Annotated in this window: 21 protein-coding genes; 11 read left to right on the forward strand and 10 right to left on the reverse strand. The window is 73.7% G+C overall.

Going from position 1 to position 24,640, the window contains the following annotated elements:
• The first annotated feature begins 185 nt into the window (after positions 1-185).
• Complete coding sequence (locus tag ACF9IK_RS05270) at positions 186-1,058, forward strand: universal stress protein (protein WP_395293064.1); 873 nt, start codon at positions 186-188, stop codon at positions 1,056-1,058.
• Between the two features lie 164 nt (positions 1,059-1,222).
• On the opposite strand, the gene ACF9IK_RS05275 is transcribed toward ACF9IK_RS05270, so the two are convergent.
• Positions 1,223-1,984 carry a hypothetical protein gene (locus tag ACF9IK_RS05275; RefSeq protein ID WP_395293065.1) on the reverse strand — a complete coding sequence of 254 codons (762 nt, stop codon included), beginning with the start codon at positions 1,982-1,984 and terminating at the stop codon, positions 1,223-1,225.
• A 199-nt stretch (positions 1,985-2,183) separates the two neighbouring features.
• Between ACF9IK_RS05275 and ACF9IK_RS05280 the strand changes: the two genes are divergently transcribed.
• Positions 2,184-2,567: a pyridoxamine 5'-phosphate oxidase family protein gene (locus ACF9IK_RS05280; protein ID WP_395293066.1), complete on the forward strand. Its 384-nt coding sequence runs from the start codon at positions 2,184-2,186 to the stop codon at positions 2,565-2,567.
• A gap of 24 nt (positions 2,568-2,591) precedes the next feature.
• On the opposite strand, the gene ACF9IK_RS05285 is transcribed toward ACF9IK_RS05280, so the two are convergent.
• The 6 genes from ACF9IK_RS05285 to ACF9IK_RS05310 are packed head-to-tail and all read right to left on the reverse strand — an operon-like array spanning position 2,592 to position 10,000.
• Positions 2,592-4,304 carry a GAF domain-containing sensor histidine kinase gene (locus ACF9IK_RS05285; protein ID WP_395293067.1) on the reverse strand — a complete coding sequence of 571 codons (1,713 nt, stop codon included), beginning with the start codon at positions 4,302-4,304 and terminating at the stop codon, positions 2,592-2,594.
• 13 nt (positions 4,305-4,317) lie between these two features.
• On the reverse strand, positions 4,318-5,238 hold the full coding sequence (locus ACF9IK_RS05290; protein ID WP_395293068.1) for a sigma 54 modulation/S30EA ribosomal C-terminal domain-containing protein: 921 nt from the start codon (positions 5,236-5,238) through the stop codon (positions 4,318-4,320).
• Positions 5,238-6,203: a carbamate kinase gene (locus tag ACF9IK_RS05295; RefSeq protein WP_395293069.1), complete on the reverse strand. Its 966-nt coding sequence runs from the start codon at positions 6,201-6,203 to the stop codon at positions 5,238-5,240. The genes ACF9IK_RS05290 and ACF9IK_RS05295 overlap by 1 nt, the downstream gene beginning before the upstream one ends.
• A gap of 2 nt (positions 6,204-6,205) precedes the next feature.
• The gene (gene argF / locus ACF9IK_RS05300) at positions 6,206-7,210 is read right to left on the reverse strand and encodes an ornithine carbamoyltransferase (RefSeq protein ID WP_395293070.1); all 1,005 of its coding nucleotides are present in this window, start codon (positions 7,208-7,210) and stop codon (positions 6,206-6,208) included.
• 23 nt (positions 7,211-7,233) lie between these two features.
• On the reverse strand, positions 7,234-8,457 hold the full coding sequence (locus ACF9IK_RS05305) for an arginine deiminase (RefSeq protein ID WP_395293071.1): 1,224 nt from the start codon (positions 8,455-8,457) through the stop codon (positions 7,234-7,236).
• A 37-nt stretch (positions 8,458-8,494) separates the two neighbouring features.
• On the reverse strand, positions 8,495-10,000 hold the full coding sequence (locus ACF9IK_RS05310; protein ID WP_395293072.1) for an amino acid permease: 1,506 nt from the start codon (positions 9,998-10,000) through the stop codon (positions 8,495-8,497).
• Between the two features lie 527 nt (positions 10,001-10,527).
• On the opposite strand from ACF9IK_RS05310, the gene ACF9IK_RS05315 reads away from it, so the two are divergent.
• The 3 genes from ACF9IK_RS05315 (at position 10,528) to ACF9IK_RS05325 (ending at position 13,808) form a co-directional block, all read left to right on the forward strand.
• Positions 10,528-11,172: an Rv1733c family protein gene (locus ACF9IK_RS05315; protein ID WP_395293073.1), complete on the forward strand. Its 645-nt coding sequence runs from the start codon at positions 10,528-10,530 to the stop codon at positions 11,170-11,172.
• A gap of 117 nt (positions 11,173-11,289) precedes the next feature.
• Positions 11,290-11,976, forward strand: a complete 687-nt coding sequence (locus ACF9IK_RS05320; protein ID WP_395293074.1) for a response regulator — start codon at positions 11,290-11,292, stop codon at positions 11,974-11,976.
• 632 nt (positions 11,977-12,608) lie between these two features.
• Positions 12,609-13,808, forward strand: a complete 1,200-nt coding sequence (locus ACF9IK_RS05325; RefSeq protein ID WP_395293075.1) for a PP2C family protein-serine/threonine phosphatase — start codon at positions 12,609-12,611, stop codon at positions 13,806-13,808.
• A gap of 135 nt (positions 13,809-13,943) precedes the next feature.
• On the opposite strand, the gene ACF9IK_RS05330 is transcribed toward ACF9IK_RS05325, so the two are convergent.
• Both ACF9IK_RS05330 and ACF9IK_RS05335 read right to left on the reverse strand, forming a co-directional pair.
• Positions 13,944-16,004, reverse strand: a complete 2,061-nt coding sequence (locus ACF9IK_RS05330; RefSeq protein WP_395293076.1) for a phosphocholine-specific phospholipase C — start codon at positions 16,002-16,004, stop codon at positions 13,944-13,946.
• Positions 16,005-16,250: 246 nt separating this feature from the next.
• Positions 16,251-18,200 (reverse strand): glycoside hydrolase family 5 protein, encoded by a 1,950-nt coding sequence (locus tag ACF9IK_RS05335; protein ID WP_395293077.1) that lies wholly within the window; start codon positions 18,198-18,200, stop codon positions 16,251-16,253.
• Positions 18,201-18,775: 575 nt separating this feature from the next.
• On the opposite strand from ACF9IK_RS05335, the gene ACF9IK_RS05340 reads away from it, so the two are divergent.
• The 3 genes from ACF9IK_RS05340 (at position 18,776) to ACF9IK_RS05350 (ending at position 20,697) form a co-directional block, all read left to right on the forward strand.
• Positions 18,776-19,453, forward strand: a complete 678-nt coding sequence (locus tag ACF9IK_RS05340) for a TetR family transcriptional regulator (RefSeq protein ID WP_395293078.1) — start codon at positions 18,776-18,778, stop codon at positions 19,451-19,453.
• A gap of 226 nt (positions 19,454-19,679) precedes the next feature.
• Positions 19,680-19,874 carry a DUF1918 domain-containing protein gene (locus tag ACF9IK_RS05345; protein ID WP_313766838.1) on the forward strand — a complete coding sequence of 65 codons (195 nt, stop codon included), beginning with the start codon at positions 19,680-19,682 and terminating at the stop codon, positions 19,872-19,874.
• A 49-nt stretch (positions 19,875-19,923) separates the two neighbouring features.
• Positions 19,924-20,697 carry a DedA family protein gene (locus tag ACF9IK_RS05350; protein WP_395293079.1) on the forward strand — a complete coding sequence of 258 codons (774 nt, stop codon included), beginning with the start codon at positions 19,924-19,926 and terminating at the stop codon, positions 20,695-20,697.
• Positions 20,698-20,758: 61 nt separating this feature from the next.
• Here the strand turns inward: ACF9IK_RS05350 and ACF9IK_RS05355 are convergent, their stop codons facing one another.
• Positions 20,759-21,502, reverse strand: coding sequence for a PIG-L deacetylase family protein (locus tag ACF9IK_RS05355; RefSeq protein ID WP_395293080.1), 744 nt, complete (start codon positions 21,500-21,502; stop codon positions 20,759-20,761).
• 451 nt (positions 21,503-21,953) lie between these two features.
• On the opposite strand from ACF9IK_RS05355, the gene ACF9IK_RS05360 reads away from it, so the two are divergent.
• The 3 genes from ACF9IK_RS05360 (at position 21,954) to ACF9IK_RS05370 (ending at position 24,636) form a co-directional block, all read left to right on the forward strand.
• Entirely contained in the window at positions 21,954-22,598 is a 645-nt protein-coding gene (locus tag ACF9IK_RS05360) for a hypothetical protein (protein ID WP_395293081.1), read from the forward strand.
• A gap of 119 nt (positions 22,599-22,717) precedes the next feature.
• A complete protein-coding gene (locus ACF9IK_RS05365; RefSeq protein WP_395293082.1) occupies positions 22,718-23,347 on the forward strand; it encodes an ArsR/SmtB family transcription factor in 630 nt (209 codons plus the stop codon).
• Complete coding sequence (locus ACF9IK_RS05370; protein WP_395293083.1) at positions 23,344-24,636, forward strand: MFS transporter; 1,293 nt, start codon at positions 23,344-23,346, stop codon at positions 24,634-24,636. Before ACF9IK_RS05365 ends, ACF9IK_RS05370 begins: the two co-directional genes overlap by 4 nt.
• Positions 24,637-24,640 lie beyond the last annotated feature (4 nt).

Here is a 24,640-nt window from a genome sequence, read left to right on the forward strand (position 1 = left end):
ACCGCGTGACCGGGGAGCACCGGTCCGGCCGGCCCCGGCTCCGCGGCCTCCGGGCGCCGTGCGGCCTGCTCGGGACGTTCGGCCCCGTCGACCTGCCCCGGACGGCCCTGGCAGAACGCCCGGGGCCGTCCGACACTGTTCGACGACTCACTGCCAAGCCGAGAACGATCTGGAGAGATTAACCGATGTCCTCGTACCTGCTTGCCGGCATCGACGGCTCGCCCGAGAGCACCGCGGCCGCCCGCTGGGCAGCCCACGAGGCCGTCCGCCGTGGCGTGCCGCTGCGCCTGGTCCACGCCCAGACCTGGCTGGACGACATCCACGCCGACCCCTCCCAGCCCGCAGACGTACGCGCGCTGACCACGCGCATGGTCTCCGACGCGACGGAGGAGATCCGGGGGCTCCAGCACGGCCTGGAGGTCAGAGCCGAACTGATCGGTGGCGGCGACCCCGTCGAGGTGCTCGCCGAGGCCGCGACGAAGTCGGAGATGCTCGTCGTCGGATCGCGGGGGATCGGCGGGTTCGAGGGGCTCGTGGTCGGCTCCTTCGGCCTCGCCCTCGCCGGCCGGTGCGACGTGCCCCTCGTCCTGGTCCACGCCGACGACTCCGCGCGCCCCGCCGCGCCCGACGGGGCCGAGGTGGTCCTCGGCATCGACACCCGCGACCCCGCCGGCGACGTGATCGACTTCGCCTTCCGCGAGGCGGAACGTCGTGGAGCGGTGCTGCACGCCGTCCACGGCTGGACCCCGCCCCCGGCCTGGGGTTACGCGGGCTGGATCAGCCCGCAGGTCGAGGCCGGGCAGTTCGCCGCCATCGAGGCCGAACTGCTGGGCAACGCCCTGACCGGCTGGCGGGCGAAGTACCCCGACGTCGTCGTGGTCGAGGACTGCCGGGTCGGCAGCGGAGCCTCCGCCGTGGTGGACACCGGCTCCGACGCGTGCCTCGTCGTGGTGGGACGGCGCCGGCGCCCCCACCGCATCGGGATGCGCCTCGGCCCGGTCGCCCATGCGGTGCTCCACCACACGCAGGCACCGGTGGCGGTCGTCCCGCACGACTGAGCACCGGAAACGCCCGAGGGCGGTGCAGCGGCGGGGAGCGGGATCCGGTCCCCGCCGCTGCGCCGTTCACCCGGAGGACCCGCCGGACGTCACCGGACCCGGACGCCTCGATCACGGATGCGCACCGTCCGGGCGGACGGCACCACCGGGAACGTGTCCACCCGTCAACGTTCGACGAGGTGCAAGGTGCCGAAGGCCGGCACCACCTCACAGCTTTCACCACCCCGCACCGTCAACCGGTAGGTGGTCGTCTTGGTGCGCCCGACCTCGACCCGTCGCGGGCCGTCCGGCCCGTGGTCGCTCCAGAAGCTGCCGTTGTCGAAGTGCACGAACTCGCGCATCTCGTAGGCGGGTTTGCCCGGCCGGTCCACATTGAGCACCAACCGGCCGGACTTCACCACGCTCTTGGACCCGAAGAAGCCCTTCTCCGTCGCGTGGACGCTGCCGGTGCTGCGGCCGACGATCCGGACATCCCGGAACAGGTCGTGGTAGTGGCCCTGGGCCTTGGCCGCGGCGAACTCGGCGGTGCTCGCGGTGTACTGGTACGGCTCCAGCGCCCGCAGGGGTTCCTTCGCCGCCGTGGTGAGGCGGTGTCGCACGTCCTCCAGGGTCGGCAGCGGGTCCGCGCCGCCCGACAAGTGGCCGCCGAGCAGTGTGACGTAGGGCATGCCCATCGATCGGCCGCGGGCGAGCGGATCCGTTTCCTGCCCCACCGCGCCGGTCGGCAGGAACTCGTGCGTCTCGGCGCCCTCGCGGGTGACGAGCACGATGGGAGCCAGCCCCATCCTCTCCATGACGGCGAACGCGAAGGCAAGACGGTCGGCCTGTCCCTTGATGTACTCCTTCTCCGGCCGGCTCTGCGACCGTCCCTGCGCGAACCGGGAGACGGCGGCGTCGACCCTGCCCGAGAACTCGTAGTCGCCCATGAGAACCCCCACGGTGGTACGTCGATCGCTGAAGTGGGCGTCACGCACCCGCCCCTACGACACCACTACCCCTCCGGCGGCCTGTGCTCACGTTTTCCGCTCCCCCTGTCCCGGCGGCCCGTGAAGCGGGCCTCCCGGCCGTCCCGCCGGGACCAACGGCCTCTGCCGCGCCCGACGGTGCGAAGCGACCATCGATGCCATGACACCTGATCCCGCGCCGCTTGAGGAGTGGCACTGCCTGCGGCTCCTGGCGAAGTCGTCGGTCGGGCGCGTCGTGTACACCGTCGGCGCGCTTCCCGCTGTCCTGCCGGTCCGGTTCCGGCTCGACGGCCACAACAACGTGCTCCTGCGCGCCGCCGCCGGGTCCGAGTTCCTCCGGGCGGTCAGGGACGCCCTGGTCGCCTTCCAGACCGACGCCGTCAGCGGGGCCGACGGCAGTGGCTGGAGCGTCACGGTACTCGGCAGGGCCGAAGCGGACCCGGAGAGCCCGGAACCGCGGCACGGCGACCAGGTCGCCGTCCGCATCCACTCCGAATGGGTGACCGGCCGTCTCCTGCCCGCCGCGCCGTCCCCACCCCCCTGACGACCCGTCACCAGGGTCTCGCGGTCAGTTCCCCAACGGGGCCGACCAGACGAGCCGGGCCCCGCCCTCCGGCGGACTCGACAGCTCCAGCGCGCCGCCCAGGCCCTCCGCCCGCTCGACCATGTTCCGCAGTCCGCTGCGCCTTCCCTGCTCGGGGATGCCCACTCCGTCGTCCTGCACGGCCAGCACCACCTGCGTGCCGGTCGCCCGCAGCGAGACCTCGACCCGGCGGGCCCCGGCGTGGCGCGCCGTGTTGCTCAGCGCCTCGGCCAGCACCGCCACCACGTGCTCGGCGGTCTCCGCCGGGACGTCCGTGTCGAGCAGTCCCTCCATGCTCAAGCGAGGTGCGAACCCCAGCGTCGGCTGCGCGTCCCCGACCACGCGGACCACCCGGGCGCGCAGTCCGTGGCCGGCCGCGTCCTCCCGGGCCCGCAACCCGAAGATCGTCGATCGGATGATCTTGATGGTTTCGTCGAGGTCCCCCACCGCCCGCAGCACCCGGTCCGAGGCCCCGGAGTGCTCGATGAAGCGCGCGGCGCTCTGCAGGGTCATCCCGGTGGCGAAGAGCCGCTGGATGGCCAGGTCGTGCAGGTCACGGGCGATCCGGTCGCGGTCCTCCAGCATCGCCAGTTGCTCGGCGTCCCGTCGCCGCTCCCCCAGCTCCAGGGCCAGGGCCGCCTGGTCGGCGAAGCTCAGCAGCGGACCGATCTCCCGCTCGGTGAAGGGCGGCTCACCGGCCCGGCGGGCCAGGAGCAGCACCCCCTCGATCAGGCCGCCGGCCCGACCCAGCGGAACCGCCACCGCGGTGCCGAGGCCGTCGAAGCGGCGCGGCCCGCCGGACAGCCGCGGGTCTCCGGCCAGGTCCGCGGTGGTCACCGGTTCCGCCTTGGCGACGGCCTCACCCGAGAGCGTGCCGTCCGCCGGAACCACGAGCCCCAGCCGTTCCGCCGCGTCACCGCCCAGTGCCAGCTCCACGCGCAGCGCCGCGGTGCCGGGCACCGGCACCGACACGTCCGCCAGCTCGGCGCCGGTGATCTCGCGGGCCCGCTGCGCGATCAGCTCGACCACCTCCGAGCGGGGGCTTCCGGACAGCAGCGCCCTGGTGATCTCCGCGCTCGCACGCAGCCAACCGTGCTGGCGCTGCGACCCCTCGTAGAGGCGGGCGTTGTCGATCGCCACCCCGGCGGCGACCGCGAGGGTCGAGATGACGGACTCGTCGTCGGCGTCGAACTCCTCGCCTCCGCGCTTGTCGGTCAGGTAGAGGTTGCCGAAGACCTCGCCGCGCACGCGTACCGGGACGCCCAGGAAGGTCCTCATCACCGGATGATGGGCCGGGCAGCCGTACGAGGCGGGGTGCTCGGACAGGCTGTCCAGCCGCAGCGGCTCCGGGTGACGGATGAGCTCGCCCAGCAGCCCCCTACCGGTCGGGTAGGGGCCGATCCGCGCGATCTCGTCATCCTCCAGGCCGACCGTCAGGAACTGCGACAGCGTCTCGCCGTCCGGCCCGATGACGCCCAGTGCCGCGTACCGGGCGTCCACCAGCACCGCGGCCGCCTCCACGATCCGCCGCAGCACCTGGGTGAGGTCCAGCTCCCGGCCGACCGACAGGACGGCCTCCAGGAGACTGTGCACCCGGTCCCGGGTGCCCCGGGCCGCGTCGATCCGTGCCTGCAGTTCCTCCAGCAGTTCGTCCAGCCGCAGCTGCGGCACGCGCGGCCGTACCTCGTCCCCGCCCACGCGAGCCTCCTCGTCACCGGTTACCAGCCGGTTGATTCTCGCAGACGGCCATCGGGCCGTCACCGGGACCCGGGCCGCGAAGCAGCCCGGGCCCGCCGGGCCCGCCGGGCCGGGCGGGGCGGGCAGGGCGGGCGGGGCGGGCAGGGACGGTCTCACCCGTCCGGTCGGGAGCGTCGAAGCGGTGGTAGAGGACGTTGCCCCGCCCGGTGGCCGCGTCGGTGAAGAAGACGAACGGGAGGCCGCCGAGGTCGAGCCGCGAGACGGCGTCCGCGACGCCGAGCTCCGGGACTCCGCGGGTGCTCACCGAGAGTCCCGGCAGCGGCTCCGGCGCCGGGCCGGCCGCCGCCACCCGGTGGCCGCCGGTGGCCGCGTCACGGTAGACGACGCTGTCGCAACCGGTCACGGCGTCGGTGAACAGGTGGAAGTCGTAGTCCATGGCCTCCAGCTCGAACACCGCGGACCACACGCTCCGGCGGGCCAGGCTGTAGGCCTTGTGGCGGACGATCCGCCGCTCCTCCGGTGCCAGGCCGCGGCGGTGCGGGCGGTGGTCCTGGCCGGACTCCGCGTGCCACGCGCCGGGATCCACCTCAGCCCCGCCGTGGTGCCGGTGGTGGTCCCGGTGGCGGCGGACCCTGGCGAGCCTCGCGGTCAGCCGGTCCTGGAGCAGGTCGACCGCTTCCTGCATGGTCGCGGCCGCCACGTGGGCCCGCACCGGGCGCCCGTTGAGGTCCACCAGGCCCTGGGCGAGGCTCGGCTTGGCGATCGAGTGGTGCGCCTCCTGGGTGAGCTTCACCCGGGCGGCCAGGACGGGTTCGTCCAGACGCTCCAGCACGGCGGCCATCTTGGCCCTCGCGTAGTCCGGAGCGGCGAGCGAGACCTCGCCCCGGGTCTCCACCAGGACGTCGACGGCGGGGCCGGTCTGCAGGGGGTTCATCACAGTTCCTTTCCGAGGAGCAGCAGGTCGTGGTGGTCGGCGTGGCCGTCCGCGTGGGCGCGGACGGTGGTTCCGGTGGTGCCCAGGAGGATGCCGAGGGCGTTGTCGAGCGGGCCGATCGCGGCGAGGTGGCCGGTGCGTTCGGTGAAGGCGGCGGCCGCTTCCGCCTTGGGCCGCATCGAGCCCTCGGGCAGGTCGAGTGCGCGCAGCTGTGCGGGGGTGGCGGTGAGCAGCGGGCGGGGGTGCAGGGTGCCGAAGCCGGTGAACACGTGGGTGACGTCGGTGAGGATCAGCAGGGCGTCGGCGTCGAGCCGTTCCGCGAGCAGGGCCGCGGTGAGGTCCTTGTCGACGACGGCTTCGACGCCGTGCAGCAGCCCCGTGTCGGTGTTCCGGACGACCGGGACTCCCCCGCCGCCGCCGGCGATCACCACCGTCCCGGTGGCCAGGAGGGAACGGACGGCCGGTACCTCGCTGATCGCCACCGGTCGCGGGGAGGGGACGGTGCGGCGCAGGTGGCCGCCGTCCCGGGCGGTGGTCCAGCCGCGTTCGGCCTCCATCGACCTGGCCTGCGCTTCGGTGAGTCGGCCGCCGATGAACTTGCTCGGCTGCTGGAAGGCCTGGTCGTGGGGGTCGACCTCGGTGTGGGTGACGACGGCTGCCACGGCGCGTCCCGGCAGCAGGCCCGCCAGTTCGCGGACGAGGAGGGTGCCGATCATGCCCTGGGTCTGGGCGCCGAGGACGTCCAGCGGATAGGGCACGGTCAGTGCCGGGTCCGCCTCGCTCTCGGCGGCGAGCAGGCCGACCTGTGGGCCGTTGCCGTGGGTGATCACCAACTCGTGGCCGGCCTCGACGAGTTCGGCGAGCGAGCGGGCGGCCTGGTGGACGTGGTGCAACTGGACCTCGGCGTCGGGGCGTTCGCCTCGCTGGAGCAGGGCGTTGCCACCGAGTGCGGCGACGATGCGCATGGTCAGTTCCTTCCGAGGGTGGCGACCAGGACCGCCTTGATGGTGTGCATCCGGTTCTCGGCCTGCTCGAAGACGAGGGAGGCGGGGGACTCGAAGACGTCGTCGGTGACCTCCAGCCCGTCGAGGCCGTGCTCGCGGGCGAGTTCGGCACCGAGGTCGGTGTCGTGGTCGTGCAGGGCGGGCAGGCAGTGCAGGAAGGCGGTGTCGGGGTTGCCGGTGGCGGCGAGCAGGTCGGCGTTGACCTGGTACGGGAGCAGCAGGTCGATGCGCTCCTTCCACTTGCCGTGGTCCTCGCCCATCGAGACCCAGACGTCGGTGTAGAGGTAGTCCGCGCCGCGGACCGCCTCCTGCGGCTTCTCGCTCAGCGTGATCCGGGCTCCCGTGTCCTCGCCGATCCGCCGGCACTGCGCGACCAGGTCCGGTGCGGGCCACAGCGCCTCGGGGGCGGCTATCCGCACGTCCATGCCCAGCAGGCTCCCCATGACCAGGAGCGAGTTGGCGGTGTTGTTGCGGGCGTCGCCCAGGTAGCAGAAGGAGATCTCCTCCAGGGGCTTGCCACTGTGCTCGCGCATGGTGAAGACGTCGCACAGGCTCTGGGTCGGGTGCCACTGGTCGGTGAGGCCGTTGTACACGGGGACGCCGGCGCCCTCGGCGAGTTCGGTCACGGCGTCCTGCTCGAAACCGCGGTACTCGACGGCGTCGTACATCCGGCCGAGGACGCGGGCGGTGTCGGCGATGCTCTCCTTGTGGCCGATGTGCGAGCCGTCCGGGCCCAGGTAGGTGGTCGTGGCGCCCTGGTCGGCGGCGGCGACCTCGAAGGCGCAGCGGGTGCGGGTGGAGGCCTTCTCGAAGATCAGGGCGATCCTGCGGCCGGTGAGGCGGGGCGTCTCGGTCCCGGCCCGCCTGGCGGCCTTGAGTTCGGCGGCGAGGGCGAGCAGGTGGCGGATCTCGGCGGCGGTGAAGTCCAGTTCACGCAGGTAGTGGCGGCCGCGCAGGTCGACGGTCATGGCGGGTTTCCTCTCCGGGGCGGTCAGTTGGCGGGGTCGCGCTGGATGGGGCAGCTCATGCAGCGCGGGCCGCCGCGGCCGCGGCCGAGCTCGGATCCGGCGATGGTGACGATCTCGACGCCCTGCTTGCGCAGGTAGGTGTTGGTGGTGGTGTTGCGCTCGTAGCCGACGACGACGCCGGGTTCGAGGGCGAGGAAGTTGCTCCCGTCGTCCCACTGCTCGCGCTCGGCGGCGCGGGCGTCCTGCTCGGCGGAGAGGAAACGGACCTTGTCCAGGCCGAGGGCCTCGGCGAGCGAGGCGGCGAGGTCGGGGTCGGGGACGACGTCGAAGCCGGCGGGCCGTTCGGGGGCGGGGGTGAGGGTCCACGAGCGCAGCCCGTCGGCCAGGCCCGGGTAGACGGCGAAGGCGTCCCGGTCGATCATCGTCAGGACGGTGTCCAGGTGCATGAAGGCGCGGCTCTCGGGCAGTCGCACCGCGACCAGCCGATGGGCGGTGCCGGTGGCGAACAGCTGCTGGGCGAGGGCCTCGACGGCCTGCGGGGTGGTGCGCTCCCCCATGCCGACCATGACCACCCCCGGGGCGAGGACGTGGACGTCGCCGCCTTCGAGGCTCAGGCCCGCAACCGGGCCGGTGCCGTCGAGCAGCGGGGGCGGGGTCTCGGCGAACAGCGGGTGGAACCGGTAGATCGCCGCGGTGTGCAGGGTCTCCCGGCGGCGGGCCGGGCGGGCCATCGGATTGAGGCTGTAACGGCTGCCGATCCAGCAGGAGTTGTCCCGCGGGAAGAGGTGGTTGGGCAGCGGCGGCAGGGCGAAGTCCTGGTCGCCGAGGGTGTGCCAGGCCAGGCTGTGCGGGTTGCGCAACGGCAGGTCGTCCTTGAGGACGCCGCCGATCAGGTGGCCGGCCAGGGTCTCGCCGTCCGGTTCCCCGCACAGCTCCCGGACCGCGTCCACCAGGGCCGGTCCGACCGCGGCCGGGGTGACGACCCGGTCGAGCAGCCAGGCGCGGGCGGAGGGGATGTCGAGGGTCTCGGCGAGCAGGTCGGCGTAGTGGTGGACGCGCACCCCGTGGTCGCGTAGCACCTGGGCGAAGGCGTCGTGCTCCTCGCGGGCGCGCTTGGCCCACAGGATGTCGTCGAACAGCAGCTCGTCGACGTTGCGCGGGGTCAGCCGGGACAGTTCCAGGCCCGGTCGGTGCAGGATCACCTGGTGCAGGCGGCCGGCCTCGGAATCGACACGCAGGGTGGACATGGAGGGTTCGCTCCTCGTTCTCGGTGCAGAGGGGGGCTCAGTGAAGGTGACGCACAGTCAGGGCGCGGCGCAGGATGGCCGGCAGGCCGACCGGGCGGGCCGCCCGGGCGGCGAGCGGAAGCTGCGGGGGGACGGCCGGCGCGCCGGCCGGGGAGGCGTCCTGCGCGATCCGCCCGGTGGCGGCGCGCTCGCCCTGGGGGCGCTTGAGCCAGATGTAGACGGGGATGCCGAGCAGAATGGTGAACAGGCCGTAGTAGACGGTCTGGTAGCCGCTGCCCTGGATCGACCAGTAGGAGAAGGCCAGGGCCAGGACCGCGACGACGGTGTCCCGGACGAAGCGCCGGCGGTCCAGCTCCTCCCGGCCGCTGCGCACCAGCCAGAACAGCTGGGCGGCGGCGGAGACCAGGTACGGGATGACCGCGGTGAGCACGCTCAGCAGCACGATCTCGGTGAAGACCCGGGTGAAGCCGGTGTAGCTGACGACGGTGAGGACCGAGGCGAGGACGGTCGCCGACACGATGCCGAAGGCAGGCACCTCACCGCGTCCGCGGACCCTGGTGAACGCCGCCGGGAAGAGTCCGTCCCTGGCGGCGGCCATCGGCATCTCGGCGCAGATGAGGGTCCAGCCGTTGAGTGCGCCGAGGCCGGAGACGATCGCCGCCAGGGCGACCAGGTCGCCCGCCCAGGTGCCGCCCGCGATGTTGTTCACGGCGTCGGTGAACGGCGCGGTGGAGGAACCGAGTTGGCCGTGCGGGACGGTCCCGAAGACGGCCAGGGTGCCGAGCAGGTAGATCCCGGCGCAGGCCAGCGTGCCGTACACGGTGGCGCGCGGCACGTTACGCTTCGGCTCCCGTACCCGCCCGGCGGCCACCGAGGCGGTCTCCAGCCCGATGTAGCTGAACAGGGCGATCGCCCCCGCCGCCGAGACCGCGCCGAGCGCCGAGCCGCCGCTCGCGTTGAAGGCGCCGAAGTTGCCGGACTTCACGAACAGCAGGCCGGCCGTCGCCATGAACGCCAGCGGAAGGAACTTCAGCACGGTGGTGACCACCTGGAAGGCACCGATGCTGCGCACGCCCGCGAGGTTGACGGCGGCGGGCAGCCAGAGCCCGGCCAGGGCGATCACGATGGACGCCCAGGTGTGGTGCCCCTTGTTGACGAACACCTCCACGTAGCCCACCCAGGCCACTGCGATGGCCGCGTTCCCCGCCCAGGCGGTGATCCAGTACGACCACGCGGTCAGGAAGCCGGCGAACTCGCCGAACGCCTCGCGGGCGTAGACGTACGGGCCGCCGCTGCCCGGGGACCGCTCGGTCAGCCGCCCGAACGTGGCGGCGAGCGCCAGCGCACCGAGTGTCACCAGCACGAACGCGACCAGGGCGATCGGCCCGTACGGCGCCAGGGCCGAGGGCAGGGCGAACACCCCGGTCCCGATGATGCTGCCGACGACCAGCGCGGTCGCGGCGGGCAGCCCGAACGACCGCTCCGGCCGGGCCCGCGTGCCGTCCGGGGTCTCTGCTCGTCTCCCGCGTTCGAGCGCTGACATGAAGCGGCTCCTTTGCCGATGTGAAGTGGATCCCGTGGGACGGTCTGTTCCTCACCGCCCGTCGCTGAAGATCCTCGGTTCACGGCCGTGCCGCGCCCCAGGGGCCGACAGTCCCTCCCCTCGGGCCCGGCCGTCCCGGATGCCGTCCCCATCGGTCCCACCCGGTCCCGGGCCGACCGGCCCCTCAGGTCTCCGTCCTGCCTCCCGTGACGCTCCGTTCCCACCGGACCGACGCCCCGGTCACCGGGAAACGCCCGGCTGACTGCGGATCATCGGGACCATCGGCCCCCGTACGAGCCCCTTCGGTCCCTGGGGCGACGCTTCGCCGGAGCCGGAGACTGGCGGGCGGCCGCACATGACGGTGCGCCGTCGTGACCGGTGCGGACCTGCGGAGCCGGCCGGGCCGACCGGCGACGCCGCACCCGCGCTCCGGCGCCGACGCCACCACGCCCCACCACCCGTCGCGGCCCGACCGACGCCCGCCGCTGCAGACCCGATTCCGTGCCGGAAGACAGAGGAGAACCCACATGACCGACGCCCGTCGCCCCGCCCGGTCCGTCCCTGCTCGCGGCACGCTGCGCGGCCACCTCCGTCGCGCTCTCGGCCGCGACGGCAACCCGCTGGGCCGGCCCGCCGACCGCCACCGCAGCCAGGCCGTGCTGACGGCCCTCCTCGGCATGGTGCTGGCGGCCCTGGTCGGCGCCGGGGCCACCGCGGCCGAGTACGCGGCGTCCCGGCCGCAGGCTCTCGCGGCCGCCTCCCGACTCCACCGGGTCGATGCGGTGACACTCGCACCTCCGCGGGGCGTCGACCTGACCGTCGCCGGCCGGACGATGTACGCGGCCGATGCCTACTGGTCCTGGCCGGCCGACCAGCGCCAGACCGGCAGCATCGCCGTCCCGCGCCGTACGGCCCCCGGCTCGACCGTGAGCACGTGGATCGACGACCGCGGCCGGCCGGTCGCCGCGCCTCCGTCGGCGACCGACACCGCCGTCGACGCGCTGCTCATCGGGCTGTTCACCTTCTGCGGTCTGACGGTGCTCGTCGCCGGAGGCCTCACCACCCGGCTGGCCGTTCTGGACCGGCGCGCCTGCGACTCCTGGCAGTCCTCCTGGGCGCGGTACGAACCCGTCTGGAGCGGCCGCGCCACTCCGGGCAGGCGGGCCGGCTGACCGTCTGCCCCGGCTCCCGGAGGGATCGGCCTTCGAGGACCGGCGGGGTGACCCTGGGCACGGGGCTAAGCTGTGGTCCCGGCGGCTCGGCACGGCGGGCCGGGGAGCGGAGCGGTGATGGCGGACAACACGAACGGCCCGGTCAAGGTGTTCCTCCTCGACGACCACGAGGTCGTCCGGCGCGGCGTGCACGACCTGCTCGACTCGGAACCCGACCTCACCGTGGTCGGCGAGGCCGCCACCGTCGAGCAGGCACTCGCCCGCGTCCCCGCGCTGCGCCCCGACGTCGCCGTCCTCGACATGCGCCTGCCCGACGGCGACGGTGTCACCGTCTGCCGCGAACTGCGCTCCCGGATGCCCGAACTCGCCTGCCTCTTCCTCACCTCCTTCGACGACGAGGAGGCCCTGCTCGACGCCATCATGGCCGGCGCCTCCGGCTACGTCCTCAAGCAGATCAGCGGCACCGACCTCGTCACCGCCGTGCGGACCGTCGCCTCCGGACAGTCCATGCTCGACCCCGGCGCCGCCACCCGCCTCATGACCCGGCTGCGCGGCGACGCCACCCCGCAGCCCAGCGCTCTCCCCCAGCTCACCGACCGCGAGCGGGAGATCCTCGCACTGATCGGCGAGGGCCTGACCAACCGCCAGATCGGCCAGCGCCTCTACCTGGCCGAGAAGACCGTCAAGAACCACATCTCCCGACTGCTCGCCAAGCTCGGCGTCGAACGCCGGGTCCAGGCCGCCCTCATCGCCACGCAGGCTCCGCCGGTGCGCGAGCGGGGCGCGGGCCTCCCGGCCTCCTGAGCCCGGACCGGGCGAGCCCCTCAGGCGGGGGACCCTCCGACCGGTCCACGAGCCCCCTCCGCCCCTCTCCGCGGACCACGCGGGAAGGGGCCGTGGCCGGCATGACGTCCGAGTGGCGACCCTGGACGCGGAGCGGTGCCCGGCACGGCTCCGCAGCACCACCGGCGGCCGCACCGCCCGCACGGTCGGAGCCCTCCCCGTAGTCGTACCCCTTCAGTGCCGGGTCGTCGAAGGGCCGGGGGCACACCGCCGGGACCGGCGACGGGCGGGCACGGACAGCCGGTGCTCGACACGGGCGCCCCCGGGTCTCGTGGGGCGGGACGGCTGAACGTGTGCCCCGGTTCCTCCGGGGCGAGGACGGCGGCCGGCCCCGGGTTTCGGTGCGGCGGCCCCGGGCAGCCGCTGGGCAGGCCCCCGCCGCCGGCCGCGGGGGCAGCGATCCGGCGCACCGCGAGAGACGGTGACCGGTGGCGGAAGGCGGTGACGGCCGGCGGAGGGCGGTGACGACCGTGGGACACGGCAGGAGTGTGGCCGGGATACCGGTGACCGGCGACCGCGGGGCGAGGAGCCGTTCGGCCGGAACGGGTCGAACCCGCTCGGCGACCTCCGAAGCCGCTGCGGGAGGTGAGGTCGTGGCTGCCGACGACGGACGCCTCGGGCGCGTCCTCACCCGCGCGATGGCGCGGGCCCGGGTGGGCTGGCCGTGGGAGGTGCCCGACCTGGTGCGGGAGGCGGCCCGGGGGCTGGGACTGTCCGAGGCCTGGGTGTTCCTGGCCGACCTGCAACAGCACCGGCTCGTCCCGCTGCCGGACCCGGCGTCGGAGGTCCGCCACTCGGCCGTCGCGATCGAGGGATCGCTCGGCGGGCGGGCCTACCGGCTGCAGCGCACCCAGGTGTCGGCCGGCCCGCCGGCGGTGGGCTGGCTGCCGCTGATCGACGGCGTGGAGCGGATCGGCACCCTGCGGGTGGAGGCACCGACGCTCGGCGAACGGGCGCTGGCCGACTGCGAGGCCCTGGCCGGCCTGATCGCCCTGCTGGTGGTCTCCCGGGCCGCGCACGGCGACGTCATCGCCCGGACCACGCGGCGCACGGCGATGAGCCTGCAGGCAGAACTCCTCTGGGGCTTCCTGCCCCCGCGCACCATCGGCACCCGGAGCGCCACGTCCAGTGCGGTGCTGGAGCCCGCCTACGACGTGGGCGGGGACGCCTTCGACCACAGCATGATCGGCAACGTCCTGCACCTGTCGGTGTTCGACGCCATGGGGCACGATCTCGCCGCCGGCGGGACCAGCGCCGTCGCCCTGGCCGCGTGCCGTTCGACCCGCAGGGCCGGCGGGAGCCTCGCCGAGGTCGCCCGCACCATCGACCGCACCCTCGTCGAGTGGATCCCCGGCCGCCTGCTGACCGCCGTCCTCGCCGATCTGGACACCACGACCGGAAGACTCGCCTGGGTGAACTGCGGCCACCCGCCGCCCCTGCTGGTCAGGGCACGCCGGGTGCTGCCCGAGGCGCTGTCCCGCCGGGCCCAGCTGCCCCTCGGCCTGGGTTTCCACAGCGACACCGCACCGGTCACCCACCACACGGGGCTACAGCCCGGCGACCGGCTGCTCGTCTACACCGACGGGGTGACCGAGGCGCGCTCGGCGAGCGGCGAACTCTACGGTGAGGAGCGCCTCGTCGACACCGTCGTCCAGCACATGGCCGGCGGCGACCCGGCCCCGGAGGCGCTGCGCCGGCTCATCCACAGCCTGACGGCCCACCAGGACCACCGGTTGCGCGACGACGCGACGATCGTGCTGGCCGAGTGGCACCCGGAGCGGCCCGCCGGCTGAGCCGCGGGCCCGGCCACCCGGCCACGGTCGCCCCGCGCGACCGCCCCGGGCACCCTGCGCGACCGCCCCGGGCACCCTGCGGCACCCGGAGCAGCGCGGACCGCGGCCCTCGCCGACGGATCGGCGGGCGACGGATCAGTCGGTGAGGATTCCGGGGTCGGAGACGCCCGAGGAGCCGGTCTCGACGTGCCCGGCCAGGCGGCGGACGAAGTCCGTCGAGGTGCTGGAGGTGACGGTCACGTCGTACCAGCGGTGTCCGGCGGTCAGGTCGACGGTGAGGACGACCGTCGCACCCCGGCGAACGGTGACCGTCGTCGGCGCACCCCCGTAGGCGTTGGTGACGGTCAGGACGGCGTCGGCGCTGCCCGCGTTGGTGCACGTCAGGTCGAGGTTGCCGGTGGTCGCGTCGTGGCGCGCGGTGACCTCGGGACCGGCGGTCTTGCCGGGGTTGCGGAAGCGCCGCAGGAAGCCGTTCGGACCGTGCACGGTCAGGTCGGTGAGGCCCTTGGAGTACTTGGTGTTCCAGACGTCCGCGATCGACTTGCCGGCCTCGGCGGTGTACGTCCACGGGCCGTCGGTGCGGATCGGCGAGGTCACCAGGAACTGGGCGCCGGCCGCGGCCCCGCCGCTGAAGGTCAGGCCGAATCTGCCGGCGCCGGTGTCCGCCGCGCCGTCGACGTACGGCGCGTACTTCAGGGGGCGGGTGGGCCTGCTCCCCCGCTCCTGCTTGGGCATGGTGCCGGTGGCGGGCGGGGTCGGCACGTAGTCCGGGTGGCGGTTGCGGTCCGGCGGGAGGTAGCCGGCCGTCGAGGGCAGCGCCGCCGGCGCCGGGTTCGAGCTGGTGAAGTCGAAGGCCGCGGTCAGGTCACCGCAGATCGCGCGCCGCCAGGGCGAGATGTTGGGTTCCTGGACACCGAAGCGGCGCTCCATGAAGCGGATGATCGAGGTGTGGTCGAAGGTCTCGGAGCAGGTGTAGCCACCGGTGCTCCACGGTGAGACGACGAGCATCGGCACCCGCTGGCCGAGGCCGTAGGGGCCGGCCGCGTAGCCGGCGCTGCCCGGGTGCTGGTCCGCCGTGGTCGACACGGTCGAGAGGCCCTGCGCGGCGGAGGACGGCGGGAAGGGCGGCACGACGTGGTCGAAGAAGCCGTCGTTCTCGTCGTAGGTGATGAACAGCGCGGTGCGGGCCCACACGTCGGGGTTGGAGGTCAGCGCGTCCAGCACCTGGGAGATGTACCAGGCACCGTAGTTGGCGGGCCAGTTGGGGTGCTCGGTGAAGGCCTCGGGGGCGGCGATCCAGGAGATCTGCGGCAGCGTGCCGGCCTGCACGTCCCGCCGGAGGCCGTCGAACAGGCCCTCGCCGGCCTTGGCGTTGGTGCCGGTGCGGGCCTTCTGGTAGAGCGGGTCGCCGGGCTTGGCGTTGCGGTAGTTGTTGAAGTACAGCAGCGAGTTGTCGCCGTAGTTGCCGCGGTACGCGTCGTTGATCCAGCCCCAGCCGCCGGCCGCGTCGAGGCCGTCGCCGATGTCCTGGTAGATCTTCCAGGAGACCCCGGCCTTCTCCAGCCGCTCCGGGTAGGTCGTCCAGCCGTAGCCGGCCTCCTGGTTGCCCAGCACCGGGCCGCCGCCGACGCCGTCGTTCCCGGTGCAGCCGGTCCACATGTAGTAGCGGTTCGGGTCGGTGGAGCCGATGAACGAGCAGTGGTACGCGTCGCAGATGGTGAAGGCGTCGGCGAGCGCGTAGTGGAACGGGATGTCCTGGCGGGTCAGGTACGCCATCGTGGTGGCCGTCTTGGCCGGGATCCACTGGTCGTACCTGCCGTTGTTGAAGGCCTTGTGGCCGCCGGCCCAGTCGTGGTTCAGGTCCTGGACGAACTGCATGCCCAGGTCGCTCACCTGGGGGCGGAACGGCAGCACCGCCTTCTTCGAGCCGTCCGTCTGGTACCAGACCGGCTTTCCGCTGGGCAGGGTCACCGGGCGCGGGTCGCCGAAGCCCCGGATCCCCTTCATCGCCCCGAAGTAGTGGTCGAACGAACGGTTCTCCTGCATCAGCACGACGATGTGGTCGACGTCCTGGATGGTGCCGGTGGTGCCCTGCGGGGCGATGGAGGCGGCGCGCGCGATGCTCTGCGACAGTGCCGAGAACGCGACTGTCGCGCCGGTCAGTTGGAAGAATCGCCGGCGGCTCAGCTCAGCCATGTAAGTGACCTCTGCGTGTCGGGGGGAGGACGGCGACCCAAGGACAGCGCGGGCGGAGTACCGGCCGGAGGACCGCTCGTGGCGGCCGGCTGTACGTCAGGCGAACGCCTGAAGTTGTCCGTACAAGCGAGTCGAGCGGGCGTGGCAGGCGCCGCCCCGGGGCGGCGCCCGGACGACGTCGCCCCCGCCGGCGGTCGGACCGCCGGCGGGGGCACCGTCGGGTGATGCTCCCGCCGATCGACCGGATCACTTCACCGGGCGGCAGAGCAGCGCGTCCGGGACGCCGTAGTGGAGCCACTTCCAGGTGAAGGCGACACCGGCGACGTACTCGTCGTCCGTGCACTGGCCCTTGTAGTGACCCGGCGCCCAGTCGCTGGCCGTGGAACCGCCGGTCGCGGGCCGGTCGTCACCGTGGTCGAACCAGACGTTCCGCCCGGACAGCGGCAGCGCGGCCGCCGCCGGGGCGCAGAGCAGGGCGGACATCGCGTTGGAGCGGACGCTGTAGCCGACCGCGTACGTGTTGTCCGGGCACTGGAGCTTGTTGTAGCCGGCGGCCCAGTCCCCGTGGGTGACGTACCGCTCGTCGGTGACGGTCGCCCAGTCGCCGGCGCCGGTCGCGGGCCGGCCCGCGTCGGTGCACAGGCCCCGGCTGTCGCCGCGGCCGAGGCCGACCAGGCGCTGGCCGTCCGGGCAGTTGCCCTTGCGGTTGCCGGGGCTCCAGTCGGGCCGGGCGAGCATCCGCCGGGAGACGTTGAAGTCGGTGTGGTCCAGGTCGAGCATGTTCCAGCGCGGGCCCGGCGCGACCTGACCCGTGTAGGAGGGGGCCCCGAGCAGCCGGTTCCAGTACGGGGCGCGCCAGTCGCCCGGGTCCTCCAGGCTGAGCGCCCGGCCGGCGGTGTCGAAGTGCAGCAGCGCCCAGCTGTCGTTCGGGACGCCGGCGTTCTGCCAGCCGACCAGCGGCCAGATGGCGAAGTCGGTGTCGTTCGCCGCCAGGATCGCGGTGAAGTGGTCGAACCAGGCCTGCCCCTTGGCGTCCGTGTCGCCGCGACCGCCGGCGCCGAACTCGCTGATCCACACCGGCGCGGTGAAGTGCTGGCCGGACTGCGTCACGAACAGGGCCTCGTCGTCGACGACCTGCGCCAGCTGCTCGGGGGTGAAGTCCTGGTAGCGCGGGTCGTCGGTGGCACCCGGGCCGCTGCCCGCGCCGGTGTTGGCCGGACCGGTGTAGCCGTAGAAGTGCGCCGCGTAGACCAGCTTGCCCGAGTCGATCAGGGTGTTGGAGAGGGTGCGGACCGGCGTGAGGTTGGGCCGACCGTGACTGAAGATCGCGGCGGGGATGCCGTACCAGTTGATCCCCTCCATGACGACCAGCATGTCGGGGTCGGCCCGGAGGATGCGGTTGCCCGCCTCCTCGAAGGCCGCGAACTCGTCGTGGCTGTCGCCCATGCCCCAGTTCGGGTCGTCCCAGGTGTCGCGGCGGACCTCGTTGCGCAGGTCGGCGCCGACCACCCGCTTGTTCTCCTTGTACCGGCTCACCAGGAACACCCAGTCGTCCTCCCAGGCCTGGGTGGACTGGCCGCTGTTCCAGCGCTCGTTGCCGTCCAGACCACAGCAGAAGCGGTAGCTGGTGGTGTGGTTGTTGAGGATCACCGCGAAGCCGTCGGCGGTCAGCGCCGCCACCACGGCGTCGTACACCTGCAGCGGGGTCTTCCCCCTCAGCTGCGGGTTGGCGGTCACGGCGACGTCCGGCACCGGCATGGTGTCGTGGATCATCGCGTTGGCGAAGGGCAGCCGGACGCTGTTGATGCCGAGGCGGTGGAAGCCGGTCAGGATGTCGGCGATCGGCGCCCGGTCCAGGCCGAGTGGCAGGTTGTACGAGACCTGGCCGGCCTGGTTGTTGGCCGGGTCGGTGGTGGAGCCGCTGCCCTGCCAAGTTCCCTGGGCACCAGCCCAGTTGCCGGCCTTCAGCTTGAACCGGTTGCCCGCGGCGTCGACGATGTACCGTCCGCGGGTGCTGAGCGGGGCGGTCCAGGAGGCGGCGAGCTGCGGGCCGGTGAGCGGCACCGGCGCAGCGGCCGCGGTCGCGGCGGCGGGTGTGGCAGGTGCGGCGGAGGCGGTGCCGGCTCCCGCAGTCATCGCGACGCACGCGGACAGGGCTGCCCCTGCCGCGAGTGCGCGGTGCACGAGCTTCTTCATTCGTCATCCCGGTGGGTCAGGCAGGCGGCGGCGACCGTTCACCCCGCTGCCCGGTCCCGGGCATCGCGTCGACTCGGCGTACCGACGGACGGAGGTGGGCGAGCCCGAGGCAGTGGACGACCTGGGCGGTGAACCCGGGGCGGTCGCAGCGGTGGTGGCGAACGGGGCCGGGCCCCGTGCGGTCTGGAAGGGGGAAGGTGCTGAGCACGGACGCCAGGAACCGAACGGTCACCGGGGAGGAGTGCCGCGGTCATGGCAGGGCAGGACGCTACCACTCCTGACGACTGTTCACGGACAAGTCGCGGGATCCGGAGTCCACTCTTGCGGCGAACGGCGCGAGGCGGCACAGGGCCGTGTCCGCCGGCCAGATGGGCACGTACCCCGGCTCCCTGGTGCAGAGCCTCACCCGACCCGGGCCGCCCCGGCGCCGGGTGGCGCCCCGAAGCCCGGACCGCTCGCGGCCGCCCCGGGCCGCGGCCCGGGGCCCGGGCCGCCTCCACCGGCGGGGCTCGGCGCGGCACGGCGGCGGGGGCCGGGATTGGCCGGGGGAACGCCCGATGCGGCACAGTGGCCCCATGAGCGCGGACACGAGGAGTCACCAGGCCCCCGAGCGGACCGGTCCGGGCCGCCGGCGCCCGGTGCAGCAGCGCAGCCAGGAGCGCTACGGCCGGATCCTCGACGCCTGCGCCGGGCTGCTCGACGAGGTCGGCGCCGGCGCGCTCACCACCAAGGAGGTCGCGCACCGCGCACACGTGCCGATCGGCACGCTCTACCAGTTCTTCGCCGGCAAGGAGGACCTGCTGGCCGCGCTGGCCGGCCGCAACCTCGACCTCTACCTCGGGCGCGTCGAGCAGCGCCTGCTGGCGGAGTCCCCGGCCGGCCCGGCCGGGTTCACCGATCTGGCGGTCGAGGAGTTCGTCGTCATGAAGCGGACGGTGCCCGGCTTCGGCCAGGTGGACTTCGGACTGGCCGACGCGCCCGTCCCCGCCGGGGTACGGGACGACCAGCACCTGCTCGACGCCGAGCTCGACAACAACACGGCCGTCGCGCTGCGCCTGCAGGCACTCGGCGCCGAGCTGTTCACAGCGGCCGACCCCGCCGCGCTCACACTCGGACTGCGGGTGGCCCTGGAGGCGGCGGACGCCGTCCTCAAGCTCGCGTTCCGCAGCGACCCGGAGGGCGACCCGGCCCTGATCGCCGAGTGCAAGCAGCTGATCCGCTGCTACCTCGCCGCGCAGTTCGGCCAGCACTGACGGCCCCGGCCCCCGGAAGCGGGACCGGGGGCGGTCCGCCGACACACCCCGCGGCGGACCGGACACACCGCGCACCCGCCCGGGAACGGGCGGCACGAACCGGCCGCACCCGGCACCCGACACGGCCGCGTCCCGGCCCACCACGGCGTTGCGAGGCCGCCTCCGCCGCAGCACAGTGGAAGCAGAACGGCCGCCCGCGCGGCCACAGCTACCCGAGGAGCAGACCATGCAGGCAGCGGTAGGTGACCAGCTCCACATCCACAGCAGGTCGGTAGGCATGGTCGACCAGAAGGGCGAGATCATCGAGGTGCGCGGCCAGGAGGGCGAGCCGCCGTACATGGTCCGCTTCGAGGACGGCCACGTGGGCCTGATCTACCCCGGGCCCGACTGCAACATCGAACGCCGCGAGGCGCTCCACTGACCCAGGCCACCACCACCCCGCGCCGCCCCGGCGCGGGGTGGTGAACGACGTGTCCGCGTCCGTCCCCGAACTGCCCGGCGCACTCGCCGGGCTCGCGCCGCTGCTCGACCGGTACGGCTATCCGGCGGTGGCACTCTTCGTCCTGCTGGACAACTGCGGCATCCCCGCCCCCGGCCAGACCATCCTGGTGCTCGCCGCCGTCTACGCCGGCGCCGGGCACCTCAGTCTGGCCGCCCTGGTGGCGATCGCCCTCGCGGCCGCGGTCGTCGGCAACAGCCTCGGCTACCTGATCGGCAGCACCGGAGGCCGCGCCTTCGTCCACCGCTGGGGCCGCTACGTGGCGCTCACACCGGCCCGGATGGAGCGCGCCGACGGGTTCTTCGCCCGGCACGGCGGGAAGGTGGTCACGGTGGCCCGCTTCGTGGACGGGCTGCGGCAGACCAACGGGATCATCGCCGGGACCACCGAGATGCCGTGGCGACGGTTCCAGCCGTTCAACGTGCTCGGCGCGGCGCTCTGGGTCGGGGTCTGGTCGGCCTTCGGCTACCTGGCCGGCACGAACATCGGCACCATCTACCGGACGGTGGTCCGCTACCAGCTCTGGCTGCTGTTCGGCCTGCTCGCGGTCTGCGCGGTGCTCGTCGTCCGGGCCGTGCTGCGCCGCCGGCGCGGCGGCCGGCAGCGCAACGGGCCGGAGCGCAACGGGCCGGAGCAGGGGCGGCCGGACCCGCCGGAGCCGTCCGGCACCCGGGAGCCGGCGGAACCACCTGAGCCGCCTGAGGCACCGGAGCAGGGGCCGCGGGCCCCGGAGGACCCGCGGTAGCGGCGCCGGCCGACCCGTCCCCGTGGCTCCCGGACGCCGCCCCCGGCCGCCTGCCGTCCCGCTACCGGAGCGGGAACACCTCGAACGGGACGGCGAAGCGGGTGCCGAGCCGGGTGCCCGCCGAGCGGCCGAAACCCTCCAGGAACTCCCGTGGTTCGGCCATCGCGCCGCCGAGTCCGGCCAGGTACGCCTTGTGCTCGGCCAGCGAGGCGACGCCCCGGTCGAAGTGGTCGGTGGTGTCCACGGCGTGCCGTGACTCCGGCGAGGCGACCGCCCAAACCTGCCGCACGCCGTTCCAGGGCTCCAGCCCCTCGGCCGTGAGCTCGCGGAACACCCACCGGTTGCCCGCGTCCCGTACGCCGTCGAGGGTGGCCCGGCCGACGGCGATGTGGTCGGCCTGGTTGAGGAAGACGCCACCGTAGGTCTCGCGGAAGTTGCTGGTGATGACGATGTCCGGGCGGTGGCGGCGGACGGCCCGGGCGATGTCGCGGCGCAACGGCAGGCCGTATTCGAGTACGCCGTCCGGGTGGCCGAGGAACTCGACCGTGTCGACGCCGACGACGGCGGCGGAGGCGATCTGCTCGGCCTCGCGCAGCGGGCCGCACTCCTCCGGGCTCAGCGAGTCGATCCCGGCCTCGCCGCTGGTGACCATCACGTAGACCACCTTCTTGCCCTGCGCCGTCCAGCGGGCGACGGCGGCGGCCCCGCCGTACTCCATGTCGTCCGGGTGGGCGACGACGGCCAACGCGGTCTGCCAGTCCTCGTCGACGGGCTCGAACGGCTCGGGCGCCTGCTGCTCGCTCATGGGTACTGCCTCTCCGTGGTGTGACGCGGTGCGGTCGTGCCTGATGCAGTCGTGCCCGGCCGGGCGGCCGGTGCGGTCGTCCTACGGTCCTACCGCTGGCGACTCTAGAAGATCACGGGACCGAACGGGCACCCGGACAGTCCGTCAGTCCCGTTCCCCCTCGGGGACCCTGGACGCCGGGACCGGAGCAGGCCGGGCACGGACCGAACCAGCTGCGGGGCGGGGCCCGGGATCATGTTCGTGTCCGACGGACCGGTTGGGGGACGGGCCGGGCCGGGCAGGACTCCTCCCGGGCCGGATCGAACATCCGCGGGGAGATCGTGGGGGTCGGCACTTGAACGGGGACGAGGACGGCAAGGCGGCGCGCTCCGGCCCGACCGGTGGTTCCGGTACGGCCGGGGAAGCCCGGAGCAGCGTTCGCAGCACCATTCGCGACAGCACCACGAACGGCGTGACCGTGCAGAGCGAGACGGCGACGGTCAACGTGGCCGCACCGCCCGCGCCCTTGGCGGGCCGGCGGCTCTCCCGGCGCGGCGTCGTCACGCTGGTCGTGACGTCCGTGTGCCTGGCGGTGCTCGTCGCCGTCGCGGCACCGACCTCCGGCGATCCCCGACAGGACGGCCGGAGCCAGGCGGCCACGTCCACGGCCTCGGCCGCCGAGCCTCCGACCGTCGCCGGCGGGACGCCGCCCGGGCGCTCCACCGGATGGACCGGCGGCTACCGGACCGTCATCCCCCAGGGGACAGCCGTCGACCTCGGCAACCAGAGCAGCCCGGCCGTGCCGAAGTGGGAAGGCCCCAACGAGACCTTCGGCTGGTACGGCAAGGCCGACGACGGCAGCGAGATCGCCGGCTACAAGGACGCGGCGGCCTTCCTCCCGAGCGACGCGCCCGCCACCCGGGACGCCTGCCTGGCCGTGACCGACCGATTCACCAGCGGCTACGCGCCGCACGGGTTCGCCCCCGGCGACCGGGCCTGCGTCTTCACCGCGAAGAACTCCAACGCCCTGATCACGGTGGTCGCCAACACGGCGGTCGCCCGCGGGTTCGACGGTCAGCTGACCGTCGACGTGCTCTACGGGCCCGCCGGGCTCTGAGGCCCCGGGGCGCCCGGCTCCCTGCCACCCCACCTCCTCCTCGGCCCGCACCCCATGTTGCAGAGGTTTCTCTGCAGATTCCCCTATGCAGAGAAACCTCTGCAACATACGATGACGGCATGACCGAGCGCCCCGAACCCCCGGCCGCACCCGGCCGCACCGAGCAGCGCCACGGCGGCCGCCCCGAGCGCCGGCTCGACGCCCGCAGCCTGCGCGGGCTGGCCCACCCGCTGCGCATCGAGATCGTCGAACTGCTCAACCTCGACGGCCCCTCCACCGCCACCCGGCTCGCCGAACGGCTCGGCGAGAACACCGGCACCGTCAGCTGGCACCTGCGCCACCTGGCCGAGCACGGCTTCATCGAGGAGGAGACCGGCCGCGGCACCAAGCGCGAGCGCTGGTGGCGGCGGGTGCCGGTGTCCAACCGGCTCGACACCGTGGACTTCCGCGACGACCCGGACAGCCGCGGCGCGCTCTCGCTCTACCTGCACGAGATGGTGCAGCAGTCCTTCAACCGGGTCACCTCCTACCTCGGCGAGGAGTGGGAGGACGAGTGGCGCAACTCCGGCACCCTCTCCAACTGGAGCAACCTCCGCATGACGCCGAGTCAGCTCAAGTCCCTCAACCGCGAGTTGACCGAACTCGTCAACCGCTACGCCCCAGATCCGGACGCCGAACCCGACCCGGCGGCACTGCCGGTCATCGTCCAGATCCAGGCCTTCCCGCGCCGGCCGCGAGGTGCCGAATGAACCGCGACGCACGCGGCGGGCTGCTCCGCCGCCACCGGGACTTCCGGCTGCTCTGGTGCGGCGAGACGGCCGGCCGGTTCGGTTCCTCGGTCACCGCGGTGGCACTTCCGCTGATCGCCGTCGCCGACCTGCACGCGGGCACCTTCCAGATCGGCCTGCTGAGCGCCGCCGCGTGGGTGCCGTGGCTGGTGATCGGTCTGCCGGTCGGCGCCTGGGTGGACCGCTTACCCCGACGGCCGATCATGCTGGCCTCCGCAGCGGCCTCCCTGTTGCTCCTCGCCGCCGTGCCGGTGGCGGCCTGGCTGGGCGCGCTGAGCATCGGCCTGCTGCTGGCGGTCGCGCTGCTGGTGGGCACCGCCGGAGTCTTCTTCCAGACCGCCTACACCGCCTACCTGCCCGGCCTGGTGGGGCCGGCCGACCAGGCCGAGGGCAACGCGAAGCTGCACGGCAGCGGCTCGGCCGCCCAGCTCGCCGGCCTCGGCTCCGGCGGCCTGATCGCCCAGGCGGCGGGCGCGGCCAACGGGATGTTCGCCAACGCCGCCACCTTCCTGGTCTCGCTGGTCTGCCTGAGCCGGATCCGGTACCGGGAGGATCCGGTGCCGCCGCGCGAGCGGGCGCTCGGCCGCGAGGTCGTCCAGGGCCTGCGCCTGATCGCCGGCGACGTGTGGCTGCGCACCTTCGTCCTCCACGGCTCCCTGTGCAACATGGTGCTGATGGCCTACCAGGCGATCCAGATCGTCTTCCTGATCGAACGGGCCCACCTCTCGGAAGGCGCGGTCGGCGCCGTGCTCGGCCTGGCCGGCGCCGGCGGCATCGTCGGCGCGGCCGTGGCCCGCCGGACTGCCGCCGCGATCGGGACCGCGCGCGCCATGCTCCTCTTCCAGCTCGGGCTGCCGACGCTCGCCCTGCTGATCCCGCTCACCGGGCCGGGCGCCGGCGTGGCCTGCTACGTCGTCGGAGCGGGCGCCGTCGCCGCCGGAGTGGTGGCCGGCAACATCCTGCGCGCCACCTTCCAGCAGGGCTACGTCCCCGCCGACCTGCGCGGCCGGGTCAGTGCCAGCGGCGCGTTCCTCAACTACGGCACCATCCCGGTGGGCGCGCTCGCCGGCGGGGCGCTCGCCACCGCGTTCGGCGTCGGGCCCGCGATGTGGCTGGCCACCGCGGCCGTGCCGCTCGCCGCCACCACCCTGCTCCTCTCCCCGCTGCCCCGGCTGCGCGAGCTCCCCGACCGCCCCGCACCCCGGCCGGCGGCCGACGCCGCCGGCGTCCCGGCCGTCCCGGCGCACTGACACC

It is taken from the genome of Kitasatospora hibisci, from assembly GCF_043950205.1.
Lineage (GTDB): Bacteria > Actinomycetota > Actinomycetes > Streptomycetales > Streptomycetaceae > Kitasatospora > Kitasatospora hibisci.

Excerpts from the sequence above, each read along its gene's own strand:
- ACF9IK_RS05270 (WP_395293064.1), top strand. The coding sequence starts at position 186 with ATGTCCTCGTACCTGCTTGCCGGCATCGACGGCTCGCCCGAGAGCACC.
- ACF9IK_RS05275 (WP_395293065.1), bottom strand. The coding sequence starts at position 1,984 with ATGGGCGACTACGAGTTCTCGGGCAGGGTCGACGCCGCCGTCTCCCGG.
- ACF9IK_RS05280 (WP_395293066.1), top strand. The coding sequence starts at position 2,184 with ATGACACCTGATCCCGCGCCGCTTGAGGAGTGGCACTGCCTGCGGCTC.
- ACF9IK_RS05290 (WP_395293068.1), bottom strand. The coding sequence starts at position 5,238 with ATGAACCCCCTGCAGACCGGCCCCGCCGTCGACGTCCTGGTGGAGACC.
- ACF9IK_RS05295 (WP_395293069.1), bottom strand. The coding sequence starts at position 6,203 with ATGCGCATCGTCGCCGCACTCGGTGGCAACGCCCTGCTCCAGCGAGGC.
- argF (WP_395293070.1), bottom strand. The coding sequence starts at position 7,210 with ATGACCGTCGACCTGCGCGGCCGCCACTACCTGCGTGAACTGGACTTC.
- ACF9IK_RS05305 (WP_395293071.1), bottom strand. The coding sequence starts at position 8,457 with ATGTCCACCCTGCGTGTCGATTCCGAGGCCGGCCGCCTGCACCAGGTG.
- ACF9IK_RS05310 (WP_395293072.1), bottom strand. The coding sequence starts at position 10,000 with ATGTCAGCGCTCGAACGCGGGAGACGAGCAGAGACCCCGGACGGCACG.
- ACF9IK_RS05315 (WP_395293073.1), top strand. The coding sequence starts at position 10,528 with ATGACCGACGCCCGTCGCCCCGCCCGGTCCGTCCCTGCTCGCGGCACG.
- ACF9IK_RS05320 (WP_395293074.1), top strand. The coding sequence starts at position 11,290 with ATGGCGGACAACACGAACGGCCCGGTCAAGGTGTTCCTCCTCGACGAC.
- ACF9IK_RS05330 (WP_395293076.1), bottom strand. The coding sequence starts at position 16,004 with ATGGCTGAGCTGAGCCGCCGGCGATTCTTCCAACTGACCGGCGCGACA.
- ACF9IK_RS05335 (WP_395293077.1), bottom strand. The coding sequence starts at position 18,200 with ATGAAGAAGCTCGTGCACCGCGCACTCGCGGCAGGGGCAGCCCTGTCC.
- ACF9IK_RS05340 (WP_395293078.1), top strand. The coding sequence starts at position 18,776 with ATGAGCGCGGACACGAGGAGTCACCAGGCCCCCGAGCGGACCGGTCCG.
- ACF9IK_RS05345 (WP_313766838.1), top strand. The coding sequence starts at position 19,680 with ATGCAGGCAGCGGTAGGTGACCAGCTCCACATCCACAGCAGGTCGGTA.
- ACF9IK_RS05355 (WP_395293080.1), bottom strand. The coding sequence starts at position 21,502 with ATGAGCGAGCAGCAGGCGCCCGAGCCGTTCGAGCCCGTCGACGAGGAC.
- ACF9IK_RS05365 (WP_395293082.1), top strand. The coding sequence starts at position 22,718 with ATGACCGAGCGCCCCGAACCCCCGGCCGCACCCGGCCGCACCGAGCAG.
- ACF9IK_RS05370 (WP_395293083.1), top strand. The coding sequence starts at position 23,344 with ATGAACCGCGACGCACGCGGCGGGCTGCTCCGCCGCCACCGGGACTTC.